Annotated in this window: 16 protein-coding genes and 1 CRISPR repeat array; of the genes, 6 read left to right on the forward strand and 10 right to left on the reverse strand. The window is 42.9% G+C overall.

The window, feature by feature from the left end:
- Positions 1-219: 219 nt before the first annotated feature.
- Positions 220-4,088: direct repeats of the CRISPR family, unit length 28 nt; unit sequence TTTCTAAGCTGCGTGTGTAGCAGCGAAC.
- Positions 4,089-4,246: 158 nt separating this feature from the next.
- The 10 genes from cas6f to putA form a co-directional block, all read right to left on the reverse strand.
- Positions 4,247-4,885, reverse strand: a complete 639-nt coding sequence (gene cas6f / locus ACFOHL_RS16800; protein ID WP_376921403.1) for a type I-F CRISPR-associated endoribonuclease Cas6/Csy4 — start codon at positions 4,883-4,885, stop codon at positions 4,247-4,249.
- An 8-nt stretch (positions 4,886-4,893) separates the two neighbouring features.
- Positions 4,894-5,940, reverse strand: coding sequence for a type I-F CRISPR-associated protein Csy3 (gene csy3, locus ACFOHL_RS16805; RefSeq protein WP_376921404.1), 1,047 nt, complete (start codon positions 5,938-5,940; stop codon positions 4,894-4,896).
- 32 nt (positions 5,941-5,972) lie between these two features.
- Positions 5,973-6,920, reverse strand: coding sequence for a type I-F CRISPR-associated protein Csy2 (gene csy2 / locus ACFOHL_RS16810; RefSeq protein ID WP_376921405.1), 948 nt, complete (start codon positions 6,918-6,920; stop codon positions 5,973-5,975).
- Positions 6,920-8,212, reverse strand: a complete 1,293-nt coding sequence (gene csy1, locus ACFOHL_RS16815) for a type I-F CRISPR-associated protein Csy1 (protein ID WP_376921406.1) — start codon at positions 8,210-8,212, stop codon at positions 6,920-6,922. Before csy1 ends, csy2 begins: the two co-directional genes overlap by 1 nt.
- The gene (locus ACFOHL_RS16820) at positions 8,184-8,399 is read right to left on the reverse strand and encodes a hypothetical protein (protein WP_376921407.1); all 216 of its coding nucleotides are present in this window, start codon (positions 8,397-8,399) and stop codon (positions 8,184-8,186) included. The genes csy1 and ACFOHL_RS16820 overlap by 29 nt, the downstream gene beginning before the upstream one ends.
- 220 nt (positions 8,400-8,619) lie before the next feature.
- Positions 8,620-12,066, reverse strand: a complete 3,447-nt coding sequence (gene cas3f / locus ACFOHL_RS16825; RefSeq protein WP_376921408.1) for a type I-F CRISPR-associated helicase Cas3f — start codon at positions 12,064-12,066, stop codon at positions 8,620-8,622.
- Complete coding sequence (gene cas1f, locus ACFOHL_RS16830) at positions 12,063-13,043, reverse strand: type I-F CRISPR-associated endonuclease Cas1f (protein WP_376921409.1); 981 nt, start codon at positions 13,041-13,043, stop codon at positions 12,063-12,065. The genes cas3f and cas1f overlap by 4 nt, the downstream gene beginning before the upstream one ends.
- 613 nt (positions 13,044-13,656) lie before the next feature.
- Entirely contained in the window at positions 13,657-13,863 is a 207-nt protein-coding gene (locus tag ACFOHL_RS16835; RefSeq protein WP_376921410.1) for a hypothetical protein, read from the reverse strand.
- A gap of 4 nt (positions 13,864-13,867) precedes the next feature.
- Positions 13,868-14,047 (reverse strand): hypothetical protein, encoded by a 180-nt coding sequence (locus tag ACFOHL_RS16840; protein ID WP_376921411.1) that lies wholly within the window; start codon positions 14,045-14,047, stop codon positions 13,868-13,870.
- 313 nt (positions 14,048-14,360) lie between these two features.
- Positions 14,361-18,161 carry a bifunctional proline dehydrogenase/L-glutamate gamma-semialdehyde dehydrogenase PutA gene (gene putA / locus ACFOHL_RS16845; RefSeq protein WP_376921478.1) on the reverse strand — a complete coding sequence of 1,267 codons (3,801 nt, stop codon included), beginning with the start codon at positions 18,159-18,161 and terminating at the stop codon, positions 14,361-14,363.
- A gap of 194 nt (positions 18,162-18,355) precedes the next feature.
- Here putA and ACFOHL_RS16850 point away from each other — a divergent pair, with 194 nt between their 5' ends.
- From ACFOHL_RS16850 to surE, 6 genes are all read left to right on the forward strand, one after another.
- Positions 18,356-20,083: a TIGR03545 family protein gene (locus ACFOHL_RS16850; RefSeq protein WP_376921412.1), complete on the forward strand. Its 1,728-nt coding sequence runs from the start codon at positions 18,356-18,358 to the stop codon at positions 20,081-20,083.
- Positions 20,084-20,381: 298 nt separating this feature from the next.
- Positions 20,382-20,666 (forward strand): cell division protein FtsB, encoded by a 285-nt coding sequence (gene ftsB / locus ACFOHL_RS16855; protein WP_376921413.1) that lies wholly within the window; start codon positions 20,382-20,384, stop codon positions 20,664-20,666.
- A gap of 2 nt (positions 20,667-20,668) precedes the next feature.
- Positions 20,669-21,388: a 2-C-methyl-D-erythritol 4-phosphate cytidylyltransferase gene (gene ispD / locus ACFOHL_RS16860; RefSeq protein WP_376921414.1), complete on the forward strand. Its 720-nt coding sequence runs from the start codon at positions 20,669-20,671 to the stop codon at positions 21,386-21,388.
- Positions 21,389-21,414: 26 nt separating this feature from the next.
- Entirely contained in the window at positions 21,415-21,891 is a 477-nt protein-coding gene (ispF, locus tag ACFOHL_RS16865; protein WP_376921415.1) for a 2-C-methyl-D-erythritol 2,4-cyclodiphosphate synthase, read from the forward strand.
- A complete protein-coding gene (gene truD / locus ACFOHL_RS16870; RefSeq protein WP_376921416.1) occupies positions 21,888-22,958 on the forward strand; it encodes a tRNA pseudouridine(13) synthase TruD in 1,071 nt (356 codons plus the stop codon). The genes ispF and truD overlap by 4 nt, the downstream gene beginning before the upstream one ends.
- A 36-nt stretch (positions 22,959-22,994) precedes the next feature.
- The gene (surE, locus tag ACFOHL_RS16875; protein ID WP_376921417.1) at positions 22,995-23,738 is read left to right on the forward strand and encodes a 5'/3'-nucleotidase SurE; all 744 of its coding nucleotides are present in this window, start codon (positions 22,995-22,997) and stop codon (positions 23,736-23,738) included.
- Positions 23,739-23,748 lie beyond the last annotated feature (10 nt).

The raw sequence follows: 23,748 nt of genomic DNA on the forward strand, positions 1-23,748 counted from the left end.
TATGCGCGTGACAAAACTGGGCGATGGTCATATCGCTAGCTTCTTGTGCGTCGATGAGTTGCTGCTATTCTTGAGGGTTACGTCTAGTCATTGATATTTTCTCCTATCTTAATCAATGACCTCATTTTAGGGGCTCAACTTAGTAAAAGAAGAACGGTCTATTTTGATCGCTTACGTAGCAGCGAACTCGTAAGGAAGTTAAGTGCAAGAAACGATAACTTTCTAAGCTGCGTGTGTAGCAGCGAACAGCCTTTTAGCTTTATTTGTGTCGTCCCTGCTTTTCTAAGCTGCGTGTGTAGCAGCGAACGCGGGAAACTTGTGGTCCATTGTTAAAATGCTTTTCTAAGCTGCGTGTGTAGCAGCGAACGTTACCGGTTCAATTACATGTATTTCAATCGATTTCTAAGCTGCGTGTGTAGCAGCGAACTAACACCATGGACTCGCAAAGTTTCAGTGATTTTTCTAAGCTGCGTGTGTAGCAGCGAACAAAATTACTTACGAAGAAGTGCTCGAAGAACCTTTCTAAGCTGCGTGTGTAGCAGCGAACCTTAATTGAAGACTACCCACTTCGAGCGAGCATTTCTAAGCTGCGTGTGTAGCAGCGAACACAAAGAACGCTGCTTAGTGTTTCCAGTCGCATTTCTAAGCTGCGTGTGTAGCAGCGAACAACGGGTCGAACAAGTTATCCACGATTCCATTTTTCTAAGCTGCGTGTGTAGCAGCGAACCGTGACGCTGATAAGACCGCCACGCCCTATAGTTTCTAAGCTGCGTGTGTAGCAGCGAACCTAACATTCAAGAGCTGGCCTGGCCGCGTGTTTTTCTAAGCTGCGTGTGTAGCAGCGAACGAGCATGTAATTACCGTCTACGAGAGGTACTATTTCTAAGCTGCGTGTGTAGCAGCGAACGCAATTTCCCGCGCTCGATATTGCCAATGCCCTTTCTAAGCTGCGTGTGTAGCAGCGAACGTCTGTGAAGAAAACCCAGAAGTCACTGTCTCTTTCTAAGCTGCGTGTGTAGCAGCGAACCTACAAAGGAACGAAAAAATGACAAGAAACGGTTTCTAAGCTGCGTGTGTAGCAGCGAACCGGCGCTACTCGCAGGTAGGCGCACACGACAATTTCTAAGCTGCGTGTGTAGCAGCGAACTGGGGCATGAGAGTCTAACAACGACTCAATTGTTTCTAAGCTGCGTGTGTAGCAGCGAACTCGATACGTCTTGACCAAGACATCGATAACTCTTTCTAAGCTGCGTGTGTAGCAGCGAACGTATTAAAGTTATTAATAAACAAAGGGTTATCTTTCTAAGCTGCGTGTGTAGCAGCGAACGTCAATCTGGTTGCGGCACTTACTCATTTGACTTTCTAAGCTGCGTGTGTAGCAGCGAACAGTGCACTTAGTGAAACGCGGCAAGCCAAGTTTTTCTAAGCTGCGTGTGTAGCAGCGAACTTATGTTTTTTTGCATAGCCATAGGCCTGTCTTTTCTAAGCTGCGTGTGTAGCAGCGAACAAATGCTTTAGTGCAACCGGCGTTAATTGCTGTTTCTAAGCTGCGTGTGTAGCAGCGAACGGGAATGGCTCGGTATTGCGTCATTTAAAGCCTTTCTAAGCTGCGTGTGTAGCAGCGAACGTGTTGCCCTGACCAAGGACTGTCGGCGCTAATTTCTAAGCTGCGTGTGTAGCAGCGAACTGCACTACTGAAATTGCAGTCGGATAAATGGTTTTCTAAGCTGCGTGTGTAGCAGCGAACTCGCTTCATACAGCCGCGCCTCACGCGCGTCTTTTCTAAGCTGCGTGTGTAGCAGCGAACGGTCAGTCCGTTGGCAATAAACGACATGTTCGTTTCTAAGCTGCGTGTGTAGCAGCGAACATGTTAACGATAGACGATACCCGTTCTTTATTTTTCTAAGCTGCGTGTGTAGCAGCGAACCTCAAGGGCACATGCTGCATTGCCCTGTAGCCTTTCTAAGCTGCGTGTGTAGCAGCGAACCGTCGAAAGCTGCCGACTGATATTTGCCTCAATTTCTAAGCTGCGTGTGTAGCAGCGAACGCACAAGGAATAATTAAGCGCTTAACCTAATATTTCTAAGCTGCGTGTGTAGCAGCGAACTCATTAATGAGATAAGGCACGACAAGGCACAATTTCTAAGCTGCGTGTGTAGCAGCGAACGCCATCTAAGACCGTGACATCGCCGCGCACCCTTTCTAAGCTGCGTGTGTAGCAGCGAACTTTTGCTAAATTTGCAATGTGCTTATCAGTGGTTTCTAAGCTGCGTGTGTAGCAGCGAACACTCACCATCACGCCAAATGGCAGCACCATAATTTCTAAGCTGCGTGTGTAGCAGCGAACTATGGGTTTGCTAACTTATTCACTTCGCCAGTTTTCTAAGCTGCGTGTGTAGCAGCGAACTCCCGCGTCATGGATCATGTCGAATTTCACACTTTCTAAGCTGCGTGTGTAGCAGCGAACGGGTGGCGCTTGCCGTTAAACGTGCTTTTCTATTTCTAAGCTGCGTGTGTAGCAGCGAACGCTTCGAATATTACGTGCGCGACCAATGGACATTTCTAAGCTGCGTGTGTAGCAGCGAACTGCACGTAGTGCAAATAATTTACACATAGCACTTTCTAAGCTGCGTGTGTAGCAGCGAACACGGTCTCGCCTATTACTTCCCTGCCTATACATTTCTAAGCTGCGTGTGTAGCAGCGAACAATTGCACTCAAACACGCTTGAGTATTCGAAGTTTCTAAGCTGCGTGTGTAGCAGCGAACCATAACACTGACTACATTATGCGAAGTATTGTTTTCTAAGCTGCGTGTGTAGCAGCGAACGTGCCATTATCCATTGAGCCAGTTGCACGTGATTTCTAAGCTGCGTGTGTAGCAGCGAACGGTGATAACGCCATCTTCGGTATACTTATCAATTTCTAAGCTGCGTGTGTAGCAGCGAACATGTATTGAGTTCTAGCGATATTTCCCATCTTTTTCTAAGCTGCGTGTGTAGCAGCGAACAGTAGCGCATGGCAATACATACACTACAAGCCTTTCTAAGCTGCGTGTGTAGCAGCGAACTCAAGCACAATTTTGTTGTGCTGTAAGTCCATTTTCTAAGCTGCGTGTGTAGCAGCGAACAATGCTAGGTTTAGTGATTTATTACGACTGTCTTTCTAAGCTGCGTGTGTAGCAGCGAACTTGAAGGCGTCACTTACTCGCCGCCTGAAAAGTTTCTAAGCTGCGTGTGTAGCAGCGAACCGTATGCAAACGAGGAATGGAATTTCGGTAACTTTCTAAGCTGCGTGTGTAGCAGCGAACGCGCTCATCAGCCAGAGCAGAGGTTTTTTTTATTTCTAAGCTGCGTGTGTAGCAGCGAACGTAAACCACCAAGTAAGAGAAAGCTAACACCTTTTCTAAGCTGCGTGTGTAGCAGCGAACTTTATATAATCCACATTGTTTAAGCTACGGCATTTCTAAGCTGCGTGTGTAGCAGCGAACCTTACCCCATACACCTGGTAACCAGCCTTGTCTTTCTAAGCTGCGTGTGTAGCAGCGAACAGAATGTTCAGAGGCAGCAGCTAGGGTTTGGTTTTCTAAGCTGCGTGTGTAGCAGCGAACCAGTATTTACTAAAACTCTCCGAAGATCCCCATTTTCTAAGCTGCGTGTGTAGCAGCGAACTATTCGTTGGCCTTGGTGTTATTTCTACTGATTTTCTAAGCTGCGTGTGTAGCAGCGAACCTTACGCAACACGAAGCTGCGGTTTTACTAGTTTTCTAAGCTGCGTGTGTAGCAGCGAACATTGCAAAGCTTTTGCTGGTGTAACAATTCATTTTCTAAGCTGCGTGTGTAGCAGCGAACTTGCAACCTTCGCCAGTGATCTGAAAATAAACTTTCTAAGCTGCGTGTGTAGCAGCGAACCCAGATTTCTCCTCGCTATACTCACCCTCATATTTCTAAGCTGCGTGTGTAGCAGCGAACGTGCTGTTTTGGGAGCTGCGTTTAGTAACGATTTTCTAAGCTGCGTGTGTAGCAGCGAACCCAAGGCTCAGACCCCGCAAACGCAAGTGATTTTTCTAAGCTGCGTGTGTAGCAGCGAACCAATAAAATAATAGCAAAAAAATAAGTTACAACAACTAATTAGGAAAATATTTTCATTTTTACCTATATTTTTTAGCGGATTATAACTTATTGTTTATTAATCAAATTTTTAAAGAACTAAAATTTAGGTATTTTTAACGCCAATCTTCGACCCGCTATTACTCGAACCATGGCACAGTTGTTTCACGTTCTACGCCTTTTGGACAAAAGCCGTAACAGTTAAACAATCCAAGTTGAGGTTTAGCTACCAACTTCATTTCAATAAATAATGGGAAAGTACTGTTTGAGCTCCCACCTGACACACTTTTGGTATTGATATAAGGTAATGTTAAATCCATTGAGGGTGCCAATTTTGTGTACTCCTCAAACCATTTATCAAACGATTCTCCCGTTTCTTTTGATTTAAATTCAGCCATTTGCCTAGTTTTAGCTTCAATTCTCTTTTTTCCCTGAAAATGCTTGCGCTTAAACACGGCATATTGGCTGCATTTGGGAACCGGCTTAATTGTTTTTATTTGAGCATAATCCTCTAGACGACTAAGCCACTTGATTAGATCTAACTGTTTTAGTGCATCCTCAGAATTTGCGAAGACTCTGAGTTTGTCACCCAGTGGAAACTGTCTTTTGTTAGGCGTAGGTAAAACGTATCCTGGGATAGAAATCCCAACTTCAGATTGATTATCGCCCATTTTATTCTCTACTAGTGCTATGTGTACTTGCTGAAAAACCTTATGCCAGAGAAAACCTAGGTTTGCTTCTGCGTCTGGTAAAAGTCTTATTTCTTGGTAGTAGTCCATGTCAAAACCTATTTATCGCTCTCGCCAAATACACCACCTCTTATCAGCACAGCCATAACGAAATGCTCGTCTTCAATACAGTCAAGCTGTTCACCTCTAGCCCATTTATCAAAAAAACTGTAAAAGTCTTTTTTAGCTTTTGGTGTGCGATAAGCCTTACCCAAATTAGTAACCGCTCCATACGGCTCAACAGCTATTGGGCCAGCACTTGTCTCTGGATCACTAAATTCAGGATACCAAGTATCTATACTACGCAATGCATTCCCCAGCTTTTGAGAATGCATGGCGGCGATACCATTCACGTCGTACAAAACCTTACTCTTATCTCCCTTACCTTTATCCAGTACTAATTCTTCACTAGGGTATACGTCTTGAGCTTTGCCAATCTGAACAAAACACTGGATGTCCAAGGTTAAAAAGCCATCTTCACTTGATAAAGCGGCCGCAGTTTTTGCCGCAAGCTCATTTATTTGAGGGTCTTCATAGTCAAAATGGCGTGTGCTGAACTGAGTCGCATCGAAACACCACACCGATTGCTCGCTTTTTTCTTCTTGATTTCCACTTAGCGCTGTAACCTTAACCTCTATGTTTTCAGCGCCTACCCTGTTACGCCATAAAAAACGAGCATTGGCAAGGTTACTAGCATAACGACGGGCTAATTCTTTGAACCCTTCTTTAGCGACATATTCGTTTACCGCTTTTGCATAACTCTGTTTAAACACTGAATTATTACACGCTGACGGTTGTTGAACACCACCGAGTATTTTCAAGGTAAACTCGAGTTTTAAAGTATCTTGCTCAGGCAACAATGAGCACGCATCAACTTTTTGCAAATTCGCTTTCTCAACTTCAGCGTTAAGTTTAGCTGGGTCATTCTGAACTGCTTTTTTCAATCGATTTGATATTGTTCCTCTCACAGATTTAGGCTTAAGCTTCAATGGAGCTGCTTTACTATCCTCTCTATGCAGCCAGCTTGTGCCGTACATGTAACCATCTGAAGGTACTAACTTTTTTTCAAAAGCAAGTACTGAAACCGCGTTTTCATTCTTAGCCATAATAAATATCCCTTTAGTTGTATAATTTGTTGTTAGTTAAATTCGGAGTCAATAGATTCATCTTCTGCTTCTGACATCAGTGGCATCTGATGAATCCGTTGTCTACAGAGATAGAGGTCACCTTCAATCGCATAGCGCCACAACATGGCGTCAATGCTCTGCAAGCGATGAGGCATTTTAAATTCACCTAAGGTCACGACACTCTCTGCAAAACGGTGCGGTGTATTTGGATCACGCTGGTTTTTTGCTTGTCCTAGCTCCGAAATTCCTTGAAAACCGGTTGCAATTGGCACTATCCAACCATTTGTTTTGCCCTTGTGTTCTTTTCTGCCACGACTCCAATTAGCATTTCCGTCGTCATCACTCTCACAACTATAGTGAATCGACAAATGATCAATTAATGCTGCTAATGCATCATTGCCATCATTCATTGAATCAATCATTAAATCGCTGCGCTCTATAAGCACGTAACCTGGCATTAGTAGACGACTTATTTGACGACGGTCTTCATCGTTTGTATCGTCACAGGTTTTACGAAATGGCGTTTGAAAACTAAGAATATCTCCACCCGCAATCTTCATATTGGCATGAAGCGCCTGTGCAGTTTTCACGCTCAACTCATCTTTGTCATCAAGTGTTAAACCATAATATTCAATTACCAAGCTGACATCTACATGACATCTTGCCTCTTCAATAAACGGAGAACGAGCACCAGCTTTGTCTAGTGGGTTACCAGTACCAACAATAGAATGAACAAAATCATTTTCGCCTTTATACGTTTGCAGATCCATATCGTGACTTACAACACCGACTGCTATGAAATTAACTGGTAATTGCTGTTGATTGAGTTTTCGTTGTAGTGCGTGCACCGCACCAAGCCATGCTGTCATTGCAGGAAAGCCAATCGTAAATGGGCTAGAAAGCGCATTGGCGTTTTGCACTTTTAAATGAGGAATAATCAGTAATTTTTTTATCGACATTAGCGCAGTAACTCCGCATTTTGTGATACAACGGAAGCCATATGAGAATACTCGGCATTTCCTAATTTTATTGCTCTTCGTGCAAGTATTTTTTCATAGCCATAGAATATAAAAGAGGTAATTGAGTTCTCGAGTTCATCAAGCCACCAGCTTTCTAGTACTCGTGCTTCTTTGTATTCATCACATAACCAGAACTTTTGTGCGCGAGGCAATTCATTCGAATTTTCAAAATATTGTTCAAACGCTACCGCTCTCACTTGCCACATTTTTTCAACAATATAATCGACAATATCCTGATACAACTCGTCACGCGCCTGCCTAACATGCATATTATTGGCATTCTGGTTATACAAAATATGAAGTTTCTGAAATTGCGTTCGACAATGCGAATAGCGCACGGTTTGTTTAAAAAAATCGACACGTGGAAACAAGGTTTCACTTTCTTTGATTTTTGGTGGAATGCTCATAAACAGATGAGCTTTACCACCGTTTTGACTATTTAACACACTGATATTTTGGGGCTTCGTCCCTCCGTACGCAATGGTAGCCAAGCCTGCGATTTCTTTGTGGTTGTCATATGCTTTCTTCTCTCTTCGATGTTCACGAGCTTGTTTTATTTCATCTCCAAAACGCATATTGTCGATACGTTTACGTAAATCAAACAGAATGCCCGAAGCGGTAAGTACTGATAACTGGTGATACGCCATGTCATCAGCATCAGTAATGTCTGACACTGGAAAATAAACTTGCTTGATCTTAGCACTGGATATATTTTCTGTACCGCCTGACTTCATTGCTAAGAAGCCTTGTTTCAAGGATTCATAATCAGGAATATCATTGCCAGATAGGGTTAACAGATTGATGGCTAACTCTGTATCTCGCTCAATGTGCCCCAGTAAAGATTGACCATCAGATAAGGTTAACGTCAGAAATTTATAGACATCGAGCGCAGCCGCATTACCTAGTGCATCAGGTGAAACATCAACATTACCACTACGCAAAAAACCGTCGTTTGCTTGTTTATTTTCTGCAATAATTGAGGTGGCATATCCATTTTTATTTTTACGTGCACTGGGGTGACTAAAAGTGCATGGGTGGGTAGATATAGATATTTGTCCTGCCCGCTTCGCCGCATTGGGTAGCCAGTTTTTCAAAGAGAACAGCTCCTCGCACTCTATGTTTTTTTCCTTAACTTCAACCTCTGATAAAGCAGCGGTTACATTCTTCTTTAACCAATTTGCTTTTCTTTCTTCAAAAAAGTCTTCAATTGCCTTGTCCATCATCTTTATCATCTTTCCCTTGTTTCAAAAAATATTTGCTAGCCCAGCTAAACAACATACTCTTAATTTGCTGCCATACTGTCTTATCAAATACTAGGCCGCGTTCTGTCCTAAAGTCTCTTTCATCAACAACACTGTATTCCTGCCGTTTCGAGACGGTCGTTGTGACAACTTCGATTTTTATATATTTTTTGCCCATTCTTATGCGCTCATATTTTAATCAACGAGTACATATTAACGACACACCTCATAAACATCAACCATACATCACTAGTTATTGAAATTAATAGAATTATAGGTGATAATTTGAAAACTGTCTCAGAGACAGCTTAGAAAATACATCACTATTTATTAGTGTAAATTATGTTTGCTGTCATACAGACAGCCTAAAGTCGAGAAAGCTGAGCTTTCTCGACTTTTCATATTTTTACTAGACCTAATTGGTCATTATATCGATACTGTTCTGTTTCATTATGGATGAAATTAAGCTCACCATATCTAAGAGAAACATCTAATGCCGAGCGTTTTTCATCATTTTGTGCGTACGATAAACAAGCGCTGACAAAATCACGTGTTAACCAAAGTTTGTTCAATTGCAGATCGCTCATTTCAATTCGTCTAATATTGAGCACTTGCTCTCGGTCAATCGGAACTCCCTGCTGGTCTTTTTCATAAAAGCGACAGTCATTACTCTCCTGATCAAATAGCAAAAATACGTGTAAACTTTTTTGGCTGTTTCTAAACGGTGTCAATTGTTGAGCGAGTGCAGTTAAATGCCAATGAAAATTTAGCCAGCCTTGTAAAGTTTCAGGCCCCACTTGATCACCTTCTGCTTTGCTTTTGTAATTTGCTAGGGTGCGCCAAGTCTCAAAATGTTCTAGTTCTGCCAACCCTTCTGAAACTAACAAATGACGTAGATAGTTAGCCGATAAGTGTTCTGGCATTTGAATTCTTGGCGTCGCATCAAGTCTTTTAGTCAAGGCTTTTTCATCCACCAATTTTCTTAAATCATGGCTATGCAATGGTATTGCAGTTTCAAACCCAGGACGACAAAACGCTTTATGGTTCTCCTTATGCTGGTTTTGGATGGCTTTCCAATTGTACTGTAGCAAACTGACATTGGGTTTTGTTACTTCGACGCTACGATGACGTTGCACACGACCCGCCATTTGTACAATTGACCGATATGATGACGGCTCAATCACCGCCCAATCAAAATCATGGTCTCGCCCGACTTCTTCCACAGGCGTAGCCACTACAATGAATAAAACGTTCTTAACATCAGGTGAATCTTTTGAAATTCTCTCAAGGTGGTCACGGACTACGACATTATTAAATGATTTTGGGCTTTCTCCCGGTTTTTCTTTGCGCTTTAACACTTCATCTAAGTGTCGCTCCTGCTCTGAGCGCAATAACATTACTTGTTGGCTGTGGTACGCCATTATTCTGGCATCAAAATTAACTGGCCAATTATAATTTAAAAGGTATTCGGTTAACGCCACACATGGGGGAATGTTAGCCACTCGAACCACCCCAAATGACACTTTCAACCTACTTTTAGGATCTTTAGTGTTATGTTGCTTATGGCTATTCATTGCACTTTGTGCAACAAGGTTGAAATAAGCATCTTGCTTGCCATCTGTACACTCAAAAGATAAGGGTGTTTTTGAATCAACAGTATCAATTAGGTGCTCGCTACTTATTATCGTTGCTCGGCGCTTAACTACTTGCTTTTTAAGCTTTTCAATTCTATTGCTTACGTATACGCTATGAGACTGGCGATACTGTAGAATCGCGTCACATAGTAGATCGCTATTATTAGTGTTAACTTGCGTTTTAAAATCATCAATCCAAGCACAACCGATGGCATTACTGGCACCTCGAGTTTTGCAGTATAAACGCCAGCCATCTCGATAGGCCTTGAAATAACCCTCTGCCATAAATGGGGGAATAGTGGCAGATGAAATCATCACTTTTCTGCCCAACATACCGGCTAAATGAATTAGTCGGCCAATCGCAATCAGATCATCCCCCGTAAAGTCGTCAATTTCATCAATGACTAAATCGGAAGACATCAGCCTCAGTGTAGGCAGAATAAAACGTCCACCGCGTTTCGTTTCGGTTGCGGACATCAAGTGATCGATAGTACAAGTTAACACGGGCGCATACAGAAATTTCCGAGACTTTTCGTCTGGCAAAACGGTTGCCAAATGATCATCAGGTATATCGCAATTAGATTCAAAATCGTCCTTTAACAACGGCTCTTGCGATTCAGAACCCGAGTGCTCGAAACTATTCGAGTTGCTAAGTTGCACGCGATCTTGATGAAGCTCCATAACAGCTTTTGAACCAATCATTACAGCCAGTTGACTCTCATTTAGTCCAATTCTCTCTCTATATTCGTCCCCAGTTTGTAAGGTCAATGTTCTTAAACCTAAGGCTAAAACAAATCGTAAACTTTGTGCATCGCCTGACAACGCTCGCATTATTTTCGCATTAGCAAAGGTCTTACCGCTGCCAGTACTAGCCATATTAACTGCAAAAAAACCATATTTTCGCTTATCAGAGCGTTCATATGCTTCTCGCCAGTCAGAAATACTTATCACCGCCTTGTCTTGCCATTTAAAACGCTTGTCAGTAATAGGTCTTCTCAAACTCTCCACATCGTCAGCGGTACTAGGTTCCGTTTCAAATGCTGGCAATAGATACGCTGAACGCAACGCATAACGAGCTACCCCCATTAAATGCTCGTCGAGGGTTTGTTTTAGTGCTCGTGTTTTTTTGTCAGTGTTCGCGAATAGCGTCGATGACCCTTTCCATTTAGCGTCACTAGTCAGTCGACGTTTGTCGTCAACGTCCAAAGACGAATAAAAATGGTCACCGAGCATCAAACTCAAGCGGGCATGATGTAAAATCAGTCGGTAACTGCCATCATTAATGGTCTGCAGTGCATTATTTGTTTCATGACTTAATTTGTTTGCCCATTTTTGGGTTTCTCTCAACCACCGCGTAGACTGACTCAATATACCTTTAGGAAAAGTAAAACACAGGTTTAGTCTTTGTTTATATAAATTTTCTTTTTCTGTTTCTCGACGAGTATTTTGATACCCCCAATGCATAGTGATTTGGCTCAAGACCTTAGAAATACTGTCGAGCAACTCTCCTTTATATTCTGCACATAATTCTTTTTCAGGGAGTGGGAGACGATGATGAGAAACAATTAACCAAGCAACTAATTGTGCCAACGGGGGTAGCTTTTTGAATGGCTTAATGTCACTTTCTAGTACAATTTTCTTAAGGTGATTCTCGTCAATATCACCTGCACTTAGCTTTTGTAACCAAGGCTCATCATTCTCCATTGATACACTATTAGCACTCTGTACAAAGGCCTGAAAAAGTAGTAAAGAAATCCACTCATGTCGAACCGGGTCGCCAAGCATTTTTTGTTTTGACGATGCTAACTTTTGTTGAAACAAAGCCGTAGCCTTTCCCCAATCGTGCAACAGCGCAGCTAAACCAGCTAGCGCTTGGATTAACGGTAAGTAATTCCAGTCATGCTGTTCGTCTGCTGTTAACAAATTGCGTTTGGTACGGTTAACAGCCACAACCCCTTCACTATTAAACTTACTTTTATTCCCCACAACCCATAAAAACTGACTACGAGAGCGCGAGCGTATCCAATGGCAACTCACCGCTGTACTTTTACTTGCCGTCTGGCGAAGCATCTTCTTAACTGTGCTCAAACCATCTTCCGTAATCACGGTTTGCCAAGTGTTATCACCAATACGATTCGCAAAAGCATCTAGTACGCGCCGTGTTTTTTTGAGGGCGTTTTTCTCGCATTGGCTTATGAATGTCACCATCATAATGAAGCACCTTTGACTGCAATCGCTTTCACCTGCTCAAACATAAAATCAAGGGCTTTGTGGTCTGTAAACGCTTGTAATATTTGCTGCCTAAACTCTTGTTCGGTGGCATTTTCCTTGGCGCAAATAAATGCCCAAGGAAGTACGAGTGCATCCTTAATTAAATCTGCCACGTCGAATACTAGGGCGCCACGCCTTGTTTTCCCATGCATTACCGCAAAACCATGAGGTATGCCTAACACCCATAGCGTACACGCAGCTAACCCATAAGCCAGATAATTGCCATGATTCAAAAAGTCGTTTGCTTTATCTGTAACTTGGTTTGTAGAGCCTTCGTGATTGCGTTTAAAACCTTCGAGTTTGGTGTTGTTTGCCGCAAACTTATAGAGCACTTTTGTTAATTGCGCTTCGGTAAGTAATAAATCTGAAGACTTCGTTGCAGCATTTGTCCTTTCATGAAAACGTGCAAGCGCCTCTTGAACCGCACTATCTTGGACAACAAAGCCATCTGCTTTCAAATCGCTGTCTTTGTTCCAAACCATGGTGAGATATTCGATACGCGCTTGTTGAAAACACTTTGCTGCCGCCAATCGCTTGGCGTCGTCAAACCAAAACTGCATCCAACTATGAAAATACTCTGTTGGGCGATATTCACTTTGAGGGGAAAACCATTCTATTTTATGCTCAACGTCATTTGCCATGTAGAGAGGCGTGCCACCGCCACCACAAAATCCAACCAGTACACCAGCTTGACTGAGCATCCGCATTGCAGCTTGCGTAATTGATGTGCCATTGCCTAACAATATTACAGTGGTATTGGCAATGGGTATGTTGTAGTAAAGGTTTTCTTTGTTTGCTTCAGACAGGTAAAGCACCCTGCCATCTTTTTGCATCACACGGCAGTATTCAAGATAAAATATGTTCGCTCGTTTAGAATGTAGTATGGCTTTTAAATCTGACGACGAAAAGTCTTTCATAAACTCCCTCTAGTGGTATTAGCAAATTCCTTGATGCTTAAAATCTACCATGCCAAACAACCTGAGTTTATGCAAGCTTTAGGGGTTCGACAAAAATAGTACTAATAGGAGTATTTGAATTTGTTTTTTTAATACTGGCATAAACACGAGTTTTGCCTCGTAAAAACTAATTCTGGGCGAGATCGTTCGTCTGTGAATTTACCGCTAAATTGTGATGATATCTCTTTGTCTAGTTAGATAGTAAACTCTTCTCCAACTAAAGCTTTTAATAGGTGCAGTGCTCTTCATTCTCCATTTATACAAATTTTTGTGTATGTTTACTGCGGGAGAGGGGTGTTTGCTAGTGGAATGAAACGAAATGTTATTTGTCTTTGTTGAGTATAAAATTTTTTTTCCTTACAACACTAAATATTGATAAAAATATAAGGAAAGGAACGATATCGCCATTGAAGATAAACTCGAGTTTATGCTCAAAAACCATGTTTTCAACATTAATATACAGGATGTAAATTCCGAGTATTAGTAACGTTTCTTCAAGGATGGCTTTTATTAATTTTAACATCTTGCATGTCTCTATAATGCGCGACAAAAGTCGCGCTAGCTATGTATTAGATCAAAGAAGTGGATCGTTTTGAGAGCTCAAAAATTGATTTAAAGTTATCTCACTATTGCCGCTGCCAATATCATGCAATCGTTTCGATTCTTTGCTGTACGCTGCACCTGCGACCCATGAACCAATAGTGTCTCCGACGCTTTCCCAAAAACTATCCCAACCAGCTCCAGAAACTTGTTTTAATTCAGAACTTGATATCCTTTTCATTTTATTACCATCCATTCTTTTGTTTTAGTTCTTGTTTAGTTTTTTTGAAGCCCTTTTCGAAGCCTTCTCCAACTTCCATCGATGCATCGTATGCCGCTATTGTAGCACCCACGACTCGGATTGCTAAATTAATTAGAATCCCCCCAGAAACACACTCAAGCCTATCAAACCTAAGCTCCTTCATAGTATCACTTCTCCTTGAAAATTAATATTAGAGCAGATAAATCCAGCTCAATAACCACTTGCAACTAAACAACAGAGAGCAAATGAATTACAAAACAGAAAAAAGCTACTGCTCTGTGTTTGTGTGAATGATTTGATAAAAAATCGACAAGCAGAAATTACATGCTGTTGTCATTTCACGCTCAACATTGTGCGCTTCAGTGTATTACTTGAGAAGCTGTACCTCCGAACGGAATCAGCAATAGCATGCTTGAAGTACAGATCATGCGATAGCAAAAAGCCCCTCTACAAGCTATTGAATTTAAAAAATCAAGTCAATCATCCTCAGCCAAAGTCATAAGTGAGGTGTTCCCACCTGCTGCTGTCGTATCGATACTGATGGTCTTTTCAGTGACTAGGCGCTCTATCAGGTTGTTATTGTACTCTGCCGTGATCATAGGTAATATCGCGCCCTCTCGAGAAGCTAACTTTTTCGCGATAATCGCGCTCCTTAACGCACTGCTGTCAACCACTACGCCCGATAGGTCTGGATTCATCAAAAGTGCTTCTAGTTTACTTAATGTCGCCACTTGAAATACATTGTCGGGCGCGCTTGTTGTTTCAAATTTTTGTTTAAAAGCCATGGCTTCTTCGAAGAAAAGCTCAGAAACAACAGCAATGACCACATTACCTGTCCCGAGTGCGGTAATAATCGACAACATCCAATATTCAAATGCCACATCTTTATCAGCAAAACCGACAATGATCCCGCGCGGCTCCAAATACAGTTTGTTATCTTCACCCGTAGGCCCCGGTAGCGGCATGGGCAGTTTCAAACGCTTTTCAATACTCGTCAATTGTGCGCGGGCGGTAGCTAAGGTCTTGTTCAAGTCGTCCGCCAGCTCATCAACAATGTCGACGGTCGCGATTTTCGCGAGCAACTGCCTGAGTATAGATATCCTCTCCAGCAAAGGTGTTAAACGCCATTTTAGCCTGACACTCTTGGCTCGCCTCATCATAATTTTTGCATCAGCATGATCGTCGCGCGTGCTGACTAGCTCTTTATCATCTTCAAAATTGTCTTCGACTGGGTATTGCTTGGGTGTGGCCTTTTCTTCCATAAGTCGTTTTAAATAGTTGGGTCCACCGGCTTTGGGGCCTGTACCCGATAAACCTCTGCCGCCAAATGGCTGTACACCCACAACTGCCCCAACCATGTTTCTATTAACGTAAATATTACCTGCACCAGAGCGAATAGCCAGATCGTTTGCACGCGCTTCAATCCGAGTGTGGATCCCCATTGTTAGGCCATAGCCGGTCTCATTGATATCTTCCATCACCTTATCCAGATCCTTTGCTTTAAACCTGATTACATGCACGCATGGGCCAAAGATTTCTCTCTCTAGGGCGCTGATATGATCAATTTCAAATAGATGTGGAGGAAAATAATGACCTCGCAGAGTGGGATCGAGATGACATTTGTAAAGCAATCGTTGTGTACTGAGCATCGAGTCTGCATGTTGTGTCAGTGAATCTAATGCTCGAGTATCGATCACTGGTCCTATATCGGTGCTCAAATAGCTTGGGTCACCAATACTCAAGCATTTCATCGCGCCAATCAGCATCGCAATAATCGAGTCAGCAACGTCTTCTTGCAAATATAACACCCGTAAGGCCGAGCATCGTTGCCCCGCACTCTGAAACCCCGAGTTAATCACATCATCTACCACTTGCTCAGGTAAGGCGGTTGAATCGACAATCATGCAATTTTGTCCGCCCGTTTCGGCGATGAGTGGTACTTGGCCTGTGCCACGTTGCGCCAGCTCTCTTGATATCAGCGAGCCAGTAGTCGTTGAACCAGTGAACATCACAGCCTGCACATCGTTATCTGGAAGTAAGGTACTACCTACTTCCGCCCCTCGCGCTACAATGATTTGAACAACGTTTTGTGGCATACCCACCGCGTTCATAAGTGCTAGTGTGCAAACAGCAATTAAACTTGTCTGTTCAGCAGGTTTAGCAAGCACTGTATTACCCGTCACCAATGCCGCTGCAACTTGCCCTAAAAAAATTGCCAATGGAAAATTCCAAGGGCTGATGCACAATACTACGCCTCTTGACTGCAAGTTATCTTGCCGACACAAGACTTGTGCTTGGCTCGCATAATATCGGCAAAAGTCAACGGCTTCTCGTACTTCATCTATCGCGTCTTGCACGACTTTACCGGCTTCCTTAATGCATAAGCCAATGAGTTCTTCTTTGTGTCTTTCGATTATATCAGCGACTTGCAAAAGCAACGCTGCGCGCCGTGTTACATCCGTTGTTGACCATGCACCATATGCTTGTTTAGCCAAGTTAAGCTTGTTCCGCATGTCTTCAGGTTGGTCAAAGCAATGTGCACCCAAGTGCTCTTCTAAATTAGCGGGGTTTACCACGACTAAGTCTTTGTTTGAATACGTGTGAGCAGGTAGGTTTTTTATGTAGTCTGTAAACCAATGATCGAGCCGATATTGCAAGTCTACGAGACTATTGATGTCGTATAGGTCAATCCCATTGGAGTTAGTACGCTCATCGCCAAACAAGTCCTTGGCTTTTGAAATACGGGTATTTGCCCGTTGAGCTAAACTTTGCGTTCGCTCTACTGGATCCTCAAGCAGCTCCTCTACCGCTTTTGAATCATCGACCAAGGCATTGACAAAAGATGAATTAGCACCATTTTCTAACAGGCGTCTGACTAGATAGGCGAGTAAGTCTTCATGCAAACCAACGGGTGCATAAACACGGCATTGAATTTTATCTTGAGTAACGATCTGTTCGTAAAGTGTGTCGCCCATCCCGTGTAAACACTGAAACTCAAAACCTTTTTTATCATCCCCCGCCAATTCAAGAATGACGGATGCAGTATAAGCATTATGAGTGGCAAATTGAGGGTAAATGGTATCCCGATAAGCCAGTAATTTGTTTGCACATGCGTGATAAGAAACGTCGGTAGAGGATTTTCGGGTAAAGACCGTAAACTCATTGTGACCGCCTTGTTGAGCGTGTTTTATTTCGCTATCCCAATACGCGCCTTTTACCAACCTCACCATCATTTGCTTGTTGTTTTTTAGACTGCATTCCCTTATCCAGTCAATAACAAAAATGGCGCGCTTTTGATAAGCTTGCACCGCCATACCAAAGCCAGACCATTGCGCAAGCGCTTTGTCTTCAAACACATTTTCAATGATGTCTAGGGATATTTCTAGACGCTCAGACTCTTCGGCATCAACCGTTAAGCCAATGTTGTATGATTTAGCTAACACGCACAGTGATTTTAATTTGGCGCTTATCTCCTCGACTACGGCGGCACCCTTTTTAAAATCATAACGAGGGTGAATTGCAGATAATTTAACAGAAATACCCGAACGGCTCTTTGGATCCTTGCCATTGGCAGTGGCACCAATAACGTGAATGGCATGTTCATAGGCGTCATAGTAGCGCTGGGCATCCTCTACCGTGCGTGCGCCCTCGCCTAGCATGTCATAGGAATACACATAGCCTTTTTTTTCTTTTTCTTCAGCCCGTTTACAAGCCTCTTCTATGCTTTCGCTCATGACGAATTGGCGCCCCATGACCTTTAGTGCAATATTCATAGCTCGGCGAATAACAGGTTCGCCCAAGCGCCCTAGCGTTTTTTTTAACAAGCCTAACTGCGTTTGTTGCGCTGCGTCATTGTATGTGACCATCGTGCCGGTAAACATCAGCCCCCAAGCACTTGCATTCACGAACAATGAGTCACTGTTTCCCAAATGGGGCGCCCAATGACCTTGCGATAATTTATCCCGAATAAGTGTATCTTGCGTGTTTTTGTCCGGCACTCTTAACAAAGCTTCGGCTAAACACATCAATACGACGCCCTCTGCGGTTGATAGCGAAAATTCGTTCAGCAGCGCATCAATACCTCCATGCGAAGCATTCTCTGCGCGAATACGCAAAACCATGTTGCGTGCTCTCTCCCACGCTCGACTACGCGTACTCATGCTGACTTCTGCATAAGGTAAAATATAATCCAATGCTTTGTTTTCATCGATGCGGTGAAAATCTCGAATTTTTTGTCGAACAATAGAAGTGCTCGTTAGTTTTTCTCGCAGTAACATAGGAAGTCCAATCGACGCCATAACAGGCTTTAACGTAATTCAAGCCAAGTTCAATTTCAAATAACTTGCGGTGATAAATGCTTAGAACGTTGCAAGGGGCTGTTGTTTCATTCTGTACAAATTTTTACAACTATGTTTTGATGGGGGCAATATTTGCATTCTGATTCAAGCGTAAATAAAGGACTTAGAAAAACATGCATATCGGACACAAACAACACGGTAAAATTTCTCTTTTCATTGCCGTTCCTATTGCCTTAATAGGCCTTCTAGTCATTCTGTATTTGCTATTTGCCAACAGCATTTTAAAGGGCTTGGCTGAAAGTTCACTTGGCAATAGTTTGGGTGCCGAAGTCAATATCGCTGACCTCGACCATTCACTATTCCCCTTTGGCGTAGAGCTTAAAAAACTTGAAGCGACTGACCCCAGTCAACCCAATCGAAATAAATTTGAAATTGGTGTATTGTCGGCAGACGTAGATTTATTCGCACTTTTAAGCAGCAAAGTGATCATTGAAGAATTACTCGTCGATAATCTGCAATTTGGTACAACAAGAACAAATGAAGGCGAGGTTTATCGCGAAGTCGAATCACCCAGTAGTTTTGCGTTTCCAACACTGGCGGATTTACCCAGCGTAGACGAAGTGCTGGCGAATACGCCTTTAAAAACGACCGCAGCAATTGCTGACGCAAAAGCGGTTTATAAGAAGTATGAAGCACCTTTGCAAGAAAAGTATGCAGCCTTACCAGATAAGGACAAAGTCGAATCCTATAAATATAGAATAAAAGCCTTACAAGATACCGACCTAAAAAATCCTGTAGAGCTTGCCAAAGCCGTGGAAGAATTAAAACAATTAAAAGAAGAGATAAAAAAAGATAAGACGCAAGTCAGTGAATTCGTCAATCTCGCGAAACAGGCAAAAAATGAGAGTGCTGCGTCAGTTACATCACTAAAGAATGCTCCTCAACAGGATTATGATTTGTTGAAAGTTATCGTCGGAGGCGACGAAGCGGCCATCGGCCAAGTTAGTCAGCATTTATTTGGTGATAAGGCCGAACTGTATCTTAAAGCTTTACTCGCAGTAGGTGAACTAGCAATATCAAATACTGATACAGAAGCGGAACAAGTAGAAACAAAGACGGTCACCGACGATAGTGGCCTACCTTCTTTATGGGTTAAAGCGGCTAAAGTCAGTGTTAATTGGCTGGATGAAAGCCTTGTATCAGAATGGAAAAACATTACCGGCGAGCATCACTTAGTTGGATCCCCGACTACTTTTTTAGTCAATTCTACCAAGGCGAACAACTGGGAAAGCATTGATATAAGTGGTCAATTTGAAAATATAAACGGCGCATTGGAGGCAAGCCAATCATGGCACTTGTCAGAACTAGTACTCAATGAAATCCAACTCGTCCCAGAAAGCGCAAAACAGAAACTCACAGCCATACTCAATAGCGGTTTACTCAATAGTCAGGGCGAGCTAAGTGTAGTCGGTACCAAACTTACCGGGCAGTCATCATTTAAACTCAAGGAACTAGCTTTACTCGCCGAGGGCAGCAATGCACTCACTGATGCAGTAGCCGACCTGCTTTCCAAGCAACAATCGATTGATTTAGAGAGTAAAATTCAAGGCAGTATAACCAGCCCCAGTGTCGTGATAAGTTCAAACCTTGATAAGCAACTCGTAAGTGCTCTTGGCGACAGCATTCAAGACAACCCGAAACTGAATGAGCTAAAACAGAAGTTAAGTGCCAAGGTCAATGACCAACTGGGGACATCTACCGATCAGTTTGAAAACATCGAACAACTTTTATCTGCTGCAGAGGGCGACAGTCAGGCATTAAGCAGTTTGCTGTCTGCACAGCTTGCCGATCCCAAACAAAAAGCCCTCGATAAGCTAAAAAATAAGTTGTTTAATCGATAAATCCGCAAGTTGAACATGAGCGGGTAAAGCTAGAGTAGGGGGAGCGCACAAACAAAAATTTATTTTTCATGGAAGAAAAATATAAGCGCACATGGATGTGCTCGCAGCGTTTTTTGTTTGCGCGCCCCCCCTACTTTAGCTTTTACCCGCTCTTGCATCAACATTGTGTGCATACACCCCAAAGGTTTTTGCACCTTTGAAAAAAGCGCAGTAGAATGAACACGTGTTAGCAGAACGAAACACTCTGTATTGGACAACTTTTCAACAGCACACATATCAATCATAGGCTTTGCGAACCGTGAAAAACAAGTGGATAGCATTAATACTAATTGTCCTTTTAGGTCTGCTGCAATACCGCCTATGGTTTGGAAAAAATAGCCTAGCTGAATACAAAGCTATGCAAAGTCAAATACAAACGATGTCAGAACAGAATGTTCGACTAAAACAGCGAAACCAACTACTCAGAGCTGATATTGACGACTTAAAATCGGGTCTTGAGTCAATGGAAGAGCGCGCAAGAAACGAACTGGGTTTGATAAAAGAAGGGGAAACCTTTTATCGAATATTACCCAAAGAGTCATAAAATTGAAGTACAAAAGTAGTTACACTGCCGTGATACCCGCAGCCGGAATTGGCGCTAGAATGCAGGCATACAAACCAAAACAGTATCTAAAGATTCAAAAAAAAACATTACTTGAACACAGCGTAAACGCATTTACCAACCACCCTTTAATAGAGCACATCATCGTGGTAGTGCATCCAGATGATGAAACGGCACGAACAATCTTGACTAAGGATGTCCACATTGTTGTTGGCGGCGAAGAACGCTGTGATTCAGTACTAGCAGGCGTGAACTACGCACACGAGCAACTGCAATCAGAATGGGTCTTGGTGCACGATGCGGCTCGCCCTGGAATTAATAGTGGACTAATAAGCAAACTGATTGACAATGTTAAATGTTCGACCGGTGGTATTCTTGCGCTACCGCTTGTCGATACGGTGAAGCAAATCTCGCCAACTGCTTCAGCCGAGCATTCAAACACGCCAAGGGTAGACAAAACCCTTGATCGCGAAAAGATATGGTCTGCGCAAACGCCCCAGATGTTTAAAACAGCCGCGCTACAACAAGCACTGCAGTTTGCTATTCAACATTCGCTGTCGATCACAGATGAAGCCTCAGCAATGGAGGCAATGGGAACAGAAGTTTTATTGGTTGAAGGGCACCCTATGAATTTTAAGGTAACCAAGCCCGAAGATTTACAACTTGCTGAGTACTACTTAGCGCAATCGCAATTAACTCAGTGAGATCAGCAATAGGAGCAAAAAAGTAAGTGCGAATTGGACACGGATACGATGTGCACAAGTTTGGTGGCGAAGGACCCATAATACTTTGTGGAGAAAAAATTCCTTTTTCAATGGGGCTTCTCGCCCACTCTGACGGCGACGTTGCCCTGCACGCCTTAGCGGACGCCTTGTTGGGAGCCTTGGCTTTAGGTGATATCGGGCAGCATTTCCCTGATACTGATGCGGCATATGCAGGCGCTGATTCGATGGTGCTTCTCAAAAAGGTATACGAACTAGTTAAGGCTTCCGGGTATTGTTTGGGTAATGCTGATATCACTATAGCCGCACAAGCCCCTAAACTCGCCCCGCATATTGAAAAAATGCGTTCAAATATTGCACAGGCACTGCTAATTAACAGCAATCAGGTAAGTGTTAAAGCGACCACAACCGAAAAACTAGGCTTTGTAGGCCGAAAAGAAGGCATAGCCGTAGACGCTGTGGTGCTGCTTCAAACTTCACAATGACAAGAGATATTCAGTCACATTTATCAACCGAGCAATGGGCTTATTTGCATGGTAAGCCGGCACTAACCGGCACGCTCAAACAAACGCCACAAGACTTTGTTGTAAAAGAAGTGCTAGGCTTTACACCTACAAACAGCGGCGAACATAGCTTTCTTTGGATAAAGAAAACTAACCTTAATACAGCTTACGTAGCCGAGCTATTAGCTAAGTTTTGCCAAGTGCCACTTAGAAATATTGGATACGCTGGTAGAAAAGACAAACGAGCAGAAACCTATCAATGGTTCAGCGTATATCACGCAAGTCGTCCAAAGCCAGATTGGAATAAATTTAAGCAAGAAGATATGGAAATCGTGAACAGAACCTTTCACGACAAAAAATTGAAAACAGGTTCACTTAGAGGCAATACCTTTTCAATTAATATACAACTGCATCAAGCACCCTGTGAAACTTGGCTAGACGAGCGAATGAAGGCCATTAGCGAACAAGGTGTACCTAATTACTTTGGTCAGCAACGCTTTGGTGAGATGCAAACTCGTGAAGGTAATATGGTGCTCAACGGAAACCTTCGATTAGGAGAGAGACTGCTCGCTGGTGAGGCCATCAAAAATAGAAATAAACGCAGTATGGTTATTTCTGCCTTACGCAGTTGGCTATTTAACCAAATGCTCAGTGAGCGAATAGAACGAGGGCTATTCGATTGTTTACTGGTTGGTGACGTGCTGCAACTCAGCGGTAGCAAGAGTTATTTTGTTTGCACCAAGGATGAATTTTCTCGCAACAACCAACGGCGAGTCGATCGAGACGTACAGCTCACCGCAAGCCTTTGGGGACAAGGTAAGCCATTGAGTCGCGACGATGCATTAGTTTTTGAAAGCAGTGTCGTCAATGAGTATAGAATACTTGGTGACAAGCTCACTGAATTAGGCTTAAAGCAAGAGAGGCGAGCAACAGTTTTGTACGTAAAAGACTTAGATTATCAAGTCGATAGTGATATATTAAAACTAAAGTTCGAGCTTCCATCGGGTGCATTTGCAACGAGCGTAATACGCGAGATAGTATCAACTTAGGTAGTAAACGTAAGTATCAATGTTGGAACAGAAACAATGAGAATTTTATTGAGCAATGATGATGGTGTAATGGCACCGGGCATTGAATGTCTGTACGAACACTTATCCGAACACTATGAAGTTACCGTCATTGCACCAGACAGAAATTGTAGCGGTATGAGTAACGCCCTCTCTCTTCACCACCCGTTACGAATCAGCAAAACAGAGAAAGGCTTTTATGCAGTAAATGGCACGCCCTCTGATTGCGTGCAGTTAGGGGTGAACAGCGGCTTTTTTGAAGAGCCAGATATCGTCGTTTCTGGTATCAATGATGGTCCTAATTTAGGTGATGATACAATATATTCAGGCACCGTTGCGGCTGCGCTAGAAGGAAGGCATCTAGGTCTTCCGGCATTAGCTGTATCGCTTTGCGGAAAGCAAGATCTTCACTTTGAAACGGCAGCCTTGCTCACGGTGGATATACTGAAAAGCCTCGAAAATCACCCACTCGATACCAAGCAAATTCTCAATATAAATGTGCCTAACTTACCAATTGAGGAAATAAAGGGGATCATCGCTACCCGTTGCGGAAAACGTCACCGTGCAGAAACCATGGTAGAGGATACGGATCCATTTGGAAATCAAATCTTTTGGTACGGAAAATTAGGTGACGGCTTTGATGCTGGCGAAGGTACCGACTTTCATGCTGTTGCCAGCGGCTATTGCTCGGTTAGTCCTTTGTCCACTGATATGACAGTTCACCAGCAAATCAGCTCTATGAATGAATGGCTATCAAAATAACAAGATAAAA

The sequence above is a fragment of the Agaribacter flavus genome (genome assembly GCF_042646125.1).
In the GTDB taxonomy this organism is placed as follows: domain Bacteria; phylum Pseudomonadota; class Gammaproteobacteria; order Enterobacterales; family Alteromonadaceae; genus Glaciecola; species Glaciecola flavus.

Coding starts and splice junctions, on each gene's coding strand:
- cas6f (WP_376921403.1), bottom strand. CDS start 4,885: ATGGACTACTACCAAGAAATAAGACTTTTACCAGACGCAGAAGCAAAC.
- csy3 (WP_376921404.1), bottom strand. CDS start 5,940: ATGGCTAAGAATGAAAACGCGGTTTCAGTACTTGCTTTTGAAAAAAAG.
- csy2 (WP_376921405.1), bottom strand. CDS start 6,920: ATGTCGATAAAAAAATTACTGATTATTCCTCATTTAAAAGTGCAAAAC.
- csy1 (WP_376921406.1), bottom strand. CDS start 8,212: ATGATAAAGATGATGGACAAGGCAATTGAAGACTTTTTTGAAGAAAGA.
- ACFOHL_RS16820 (WP_376921407.1), bottom strand. CDS start 8,399: ATGGGCAAAAAATATATAAAAATCGAAGTTGTCACAACGACCGTCTCG.
- cas3f (WP_376921408.1), bottom strand. CDS start 12,066: ATGATGGTGACATTCATAAGCCAATGCGAGAAAAACGCCCTCAAAAAA.
- cas1f (WP_376921409.1), bottom strand. CDS start 13,043: ATGAAAGACTTTTCGTCGTCAGATTTAAAAGCCATACTACATTCTAAA.
- ACFOHL_RS16835 (WP_376921410.1), bottom strand. CDS start 13,863: ATGAAAAGGATATCAAGTTCTGAATTAAAACAAGTTTCTGGAGCTGGT.
- ACFOHL_RS16840 (WP_376921411.1), bottom strand. CDS start 14,047: ATGAAGGAGCTTAGGTTTGATAGGCTTGAGTGTGTTTCTGGGGGGATT.
- putA (WP_376921478.1), bottom strand. CDS start 18,161: ATGTTACTGCGAGAAAAACTAACGAGCACTTCTATTGTTCGACAAAAA.
- ACFOHL_RS16850 (WP_376921412.1), top strand. CDS start 18,356: ATGCATATCGGACACAAACAACACGGTAAAATTTCTCTTTTCATTGCC.
- truD (WP_376921416.1), top strand. CDS start 21,888: ATGACAAGAGATATTCAGTCACATTTATCAACCGAGCAATGGGCTTAT.
- surE (WP_376921417.1), top strand. CDS start 22,995: ATGAGAATTTTATTGAGCAATGATGATGGTGTAATGGCACCGGGCATT.